The following is a 4,798-nucleotide window of genomic DNA, read 5'->3' on the forward strand; positions in this document are numbered from 1 at the left end:
GGGACCGCTCGCGGGCGAGCCGGCGCAGCTGCGCGCGGGTGGACCGGCTGAGCGCGATCGGCTGGAGCAGCGGCAGGCAGTCGGCGACCGCGTCGGGGCCGAGGACGGCGAGCGCGGCGGCCACGGCCCGCTCCGGGCCCACCCGCAGACCCGTGGTGGTGAGCAGCTGCGCGATGTCCATCCGGAGCACCAGATCACCGGCCGCGATCTCGCCGCCGCGCAGATCGGTGACGAACACCTTGCCGAAACGATCCACCAGGATGGCGTCGCCCGTGAGCCTGCGGTGCGCGATCCGGCGCGACTGGAGGGCTTTCACCTGCCGCCAGGCACCCCGCACCACCTCGTCGGTGATCTCGGCGTCCTCCAGGGCGTCCAGGGACCGGCCGCCGATGTGCTCGTAGACCAGCATCACGGCGTCCGGGCCCAGCTCGCTGGTGGCGATGAGCTTGGGCGCGTTGGCCCCGGCGGCGATCGCCGCGTACGCGAGGAGCGCCTCCTGCTCCAGCGCCTGGCGCAGCGACTGGATGGACCGGCGCTGGGTGAACCCGCGCAGCGTGAGCCTGCGCCACACCCGGTAGAAGAACCCCTGGGCCTGCTGTTCCCGGTCCACCACGGTGACGTCGAGCGGTGGCCCGTCCTCCAGCGAGACCTGATAGCGGCGCCCCCGGTCGCTCTGGTCGCCGGAGTCGGGCGCGTCCTCGGCCCGCATCGCGGTGACCGGCCGGAAGCCGACGTGCCGCAGTCCCGCCATCAGGTGCTGGCCGGTCGGGCGGACATTCGGCGAGCCGACCGCGTACAGCGTGCCGTACGCCACCGTCCAGCCGATCAGCACCGTCAGCACGATGGAGAACGGCGTCGTGTAGCCGCCCACCAGCATGGCGAAGGCGTCCAGCAGCAGCACCATCCACAGCACGACCCGCCAGCGCGGCCGTCTCGCCATGCCGACCGCCGTCATGTACGCGATCACGGGCGCGAGGTAGCCGTGCACCGGATCGGAGAACGCGTCGCCGGGCTGCGGCTGGGTCAGCGCGTCCTGCACGGTGTCGGAGGCGGACTTGGCGACCCACAGGTCCGTGGCGAGCGTCACGCCGTGCGCCAGCACCGCGGCCAGCACCCCGTCCGCGATCCGCAGCCCGTCGCGTTTGATCAGCCGCTCGATGGCGAAGGCGACCGGGACGAGCAGCACGGCGATGCTGGAGACCAGCCCGGCCAGCTTGATGAGCAGGTCGGGGGCCTGGCCGGTGCCCTTGTTGATGTCCTCCTCGAGACCGGTGGTCGTGCCGTGGGCGAAGGCGGCGACGGAGAACAGCACCACGACCGCCAGCACCCCGACGAGCAGGCGCAGCAGGTCGGAGGGGCGGTGCACCCGGGCGGGCAGCAGCGGTTCGTCGCCGGAGACCCGCTCGGCCTGCGCGGCGTCGGCGGAGGCGAGCGTCGAGCCCGCCGGGTGCCCGGCGGGACTCTCCGCGTCCTTGTCCGGACGCGGCTCCGCGTCAGAGGCGTCGGCCGCCTTCGGTGGCTGCACGCCCTGCTCCTTCGTCGCCTCTGGTTGGTCTTCGTGTTCTCGTATCACCGGTCACCGCCCGCACGATGGTGGCACGGCCGATGGACGCAGGGGGGCATCAGGGTGCGATGCGGAGGCGTGCGAAGCGCAAGATACGCAACTTTCGCGGCGTGCGCACGCTGCGTGCGCGCGCGGACACGGCACCGGCCGGGCTGTCGGTGGCGTACGGCAGGATGGGGCGGATGAGCGAACACCCGACGGGCGACGCGCTGCCGGAGTACGCGGAGCGCGTGCTCGACGTCGCCGAACTGATCCCGCCCGGCCGCGTCATGACGTACGGCGACATCGCGGAGTGGCTGGACGAGGGCGGACCGCGCCAGGTCGGCCGGGTCATGGCGCTGTACGGGGGTGCCGTGCCGTGGTGGCGCGTGGTGCGGTCGGACGGCAGGCTGCTGCCCGGCCACGAGCTGCGCGCCCTGGACCACTACCGCGAGGAGAACACCCCGCTGCGCGAGGCCCCCGCGAGCGCGGAGGGCCACCTCCCGCGCCTGGACATGCGGCGCGCACGGTGGGACGGCGTGACGGGCGGCCCGGCGGACGCGACCGCCGGCGGTGGGGGAGCTCACACCTGACAGCTTCGGCCATCCGGGCGCGGATCGGGCGCAGCCGGGTCGGTGCGGGCGCCGACGCGCCGAACGTGACGAGTCCCGCAGGCGTCCCGGCGCATTCCGGGGGCGCGCCGGAGTAGCGTCTTCAGTTCGCGGCCGCTTCCCCGCTCTCACCACCCGTACACCCACCAGGACCGGCGAACCCACGTGAGCACCTCCTCCACCACCCGGCACAGTCCTCACCGTGACGCACGGCCGGGGACCACGGGCCCGTACCGTCTGGTGCGCACCCTGCCGGGTTCGGTGGAGCCCCCTCTCCTGGACGCGGCACAGCGCGCCGTGGTTGACCACCCCGGCGGACCGCTGCTGGTCCTCGCCGGACCGGGCACCGGCAAGACGACCACGCTCGTCGAAGCCGTGGCCGCCCGCATCGCCAAGGGCGCCGACCCGGCCCGGGTCCTCGTCCTCACCTTCAGCCGCAAGGCGGCCGTCGAACTGCGCGACCGGATGGCTGCCCGGCTCGGCGCCGCCCGCGGCCCGCAGGCCACCACCTTCCACTCCTTCTGCTACGCCCTGGTCCGCGCCCACCAGGACGCCGACCTCTTCGCGGACCCGCTGCGGCTGCTGTCCGGGCCGGAGCAGGACGTGACCGTGCGCGACCTGCTGGCCGGCCAGCTCGACCTGGAGAAGGAGGGGCGCCCGCACATCCGCTGGCCCGACGAGCTGCGCGCCTGCCTGACCACCCGCGGCTTCGCCGACGAGGTGCGCGCCGTGCTCGCCCGCAGCCGCGAACTGGGCCTCGGCCCGGACGCCCTCGCCGCCTTCGCCCGGCGCACCGGCCGGCCCGACTGGGGCGCCGCCGCCCGCTTCCTCGCCGAATACCTCGACGTGCTGGACGCCCAGGGGGTGCTCGACTACGCGGAGCTGGTGCACCGCGCGGTGCTGCTCGCGGAGCGCCCCGAGGTGTCCGCGCGCCTCGCCGGGACGTACGACGCGGTCTTCGTCGACGAGTACCAGGACACCGACCCCGCCCAGGTCCGGCTGCTGCACGCGCTGGCCGGCAACCGGGGCAGCACCCCGGGGGGCGGCGGCGGGCGGGACCTGATCGCCTTCGGCGACCCGGACCAGTCGATCTACGCGTTCCGGGGCGCCGACGTGAACGGCATCCTGGACTTCCCCGAGATGTTCCGGCGCGCGGACGGCGCCCCCGCTCCGGTCGGCGTCCTCACCACCTCGCGCCGCTCCGGCGACCGGCTGCTCGCCGCCACCCGGCTGCTCACCCGGCGGATGCCGCTCACCCGGCTGCCCGCGGCGAAGGTCCGCGCCCACCGCGAACTGGGCGCGGTCCGCGAGGGCGGCTCCGTCGAGGCGTACACCTATCCCACCGCCTCCACGGAGCTGGAGAACATCGCCGACCTGCTGCGCCGCGCGCATCTGGAGGACGGCGTGCCGTGGCACGAGATGGCGGTCCTCGTCCGGGCCGGCGGCCGCACGCTGCCCGCCCTGCGCCGGGCCCTGACCTCGGCGGGCGTCCCCCTGGAGGTGGACGGCGACGACCTGGCGCTGCGCCACGAACCGGCGGTGGGCCCGCTCCTGACGGCCCTGCGCGCGGTGGCCACGGCGGCGCTGACCACCGGGGGAGCGGGGCCGGCGACCGAGGCCCCGGAGATGGTTGCCCGGGGGACGGCCGAAACCCCGGACCCCACCGACCCCGCCGATGTCTCCGACCCCGCCCCCTGGCTCGACACCGAGACCGCGCTCACCCTGCTCGCCTCGCCCCTCGGGGCCATGGACGCCGCCGATCTGCGCCGGCTCGGGCGGGCTCTGCGGGACGAGGAGCGGGCCGCCGGCAGCCGGGTGCCCGCGCCCTCCGGCGTCCTGCTGGCCCGTGCGCTCGCCGAACCGGAGCGGCTGGTGACGCACGACCCCTCGTACGCGCGGGGCGCCCAGCGGCTCGGTTCCCTGCTGCGTACCGCCCGCGAACTGCTGGAGGCCGGCGGCACGGCGGAGGAGGCCCTGTGGGCGCTGTGGTCCGGCACCCCGTGGCCCGACCGGCTGGAGCGCGCGGCCCTGCGCGGCGGCGCCGCCGGGCGCAACGCGGACCGGGACCTCGACGCGGTGTGCGCCCTGTTCGACACGGCCGCCCGCGCCGAACAGCGCACCGGCGGCCGGGGCGCGCTGAACTTCCTGGAGGAGGTGGACGCCCAGGACATCGCGGCCGACACCCTTTCCCGGCGCGTGGTGCGGCCCGACGCCGTGCGGCTGATGACCGCCCACCGCTCCAAGGGCCTGGAGTGGCGCCTGGTCGTCGTCGCGGGCGTGCAGGAGGGGCTCTGGCCGGACCTGCGCCGCCGCGGCTCGCTCCTGGAGGCGGACCGCATCGGCCGCGACGGGCTCGCCGAACCCCTCACCCCCGGCGCCCTGCTCGCGGAGGAGCGGCGGCTGTTCTACGTGGCGGCGACCCGGGCCCGCGAACGCCTGGTCGTCACCGCGGTCAAGGCCCCCGCCGACGACGGCGACCAGCCCTCCCGCTTCCTCGCCGAACTCGGCGTCGAACCCAGGGACGTCACCGGCCGCCCGCGCCGCCCGCTGTCCGTCGCCGCGCTCGTCGCCGAACTGCGCGCCACGACCGTCGACCCGGCCGCCTCCGCCGCGCTGCGGCTGATCGCCGGTGACCCGGAGGCGG

The 4,798-nt window shown here is 75.7% G+C and carries 2 protein-coding genes and 1 pseudogene; 2 read left to right on the forward strand and 1 reads right to left on the reverse strand.

The features are described from left to right. A pseudogene (locus tag MHW47_RS32000) lies at nucleotides 1-1,525 on the reverse strand (TIGR00374 family protein); the annotation flags it as partial. Between the two features lie 221 nt (nucleotides 1,526-1,746). On the opposite strand from MHW47_RS32000, the gene MHW47_RS32005 reads away from it, so the two are divergent. Beyond that, on the forward strand, nucleotides 1,747-2,136 hold the full coding sequence (locus MHW47_RS32005) for an MGMT family protein (RefSeq protein WP_374230183.1): 390 nt from the start codon (nucleotides 1,747-1,749) through the stop codon (nucleotides 2,134-2,136). Nucleotides 2,137-2,319: 183 nt separating this feature from the next. Continuing rightward, the coding region (locus MHW47_RS32010; RefSeq protein ID WP_239227362.1) for an ATP-dependent helicase at nucleotides 2,320-4,798 on the forward strand (2,479 nt) is incomplete at its 3' end.

It is taken from the genome of Streptomyces sp. OfavH-34-F (genome assembly GCF_022347745.1).
Lineage (GTDB): Bacteria > Actinomycetota > Actinomycetes > Streptomycetales > Streptomycetaceae > Streptomyces.

What these genes read in the sequence shown, in the direction of transcription:
- MHW47_RS32005 (WP_374230183.1), top strand. Translation starts at nt 1,747, where the DNA reads ATGAGCGAACACCCGACGGGCGACGCGCTGCCGGAGTACGCGGAGCGC.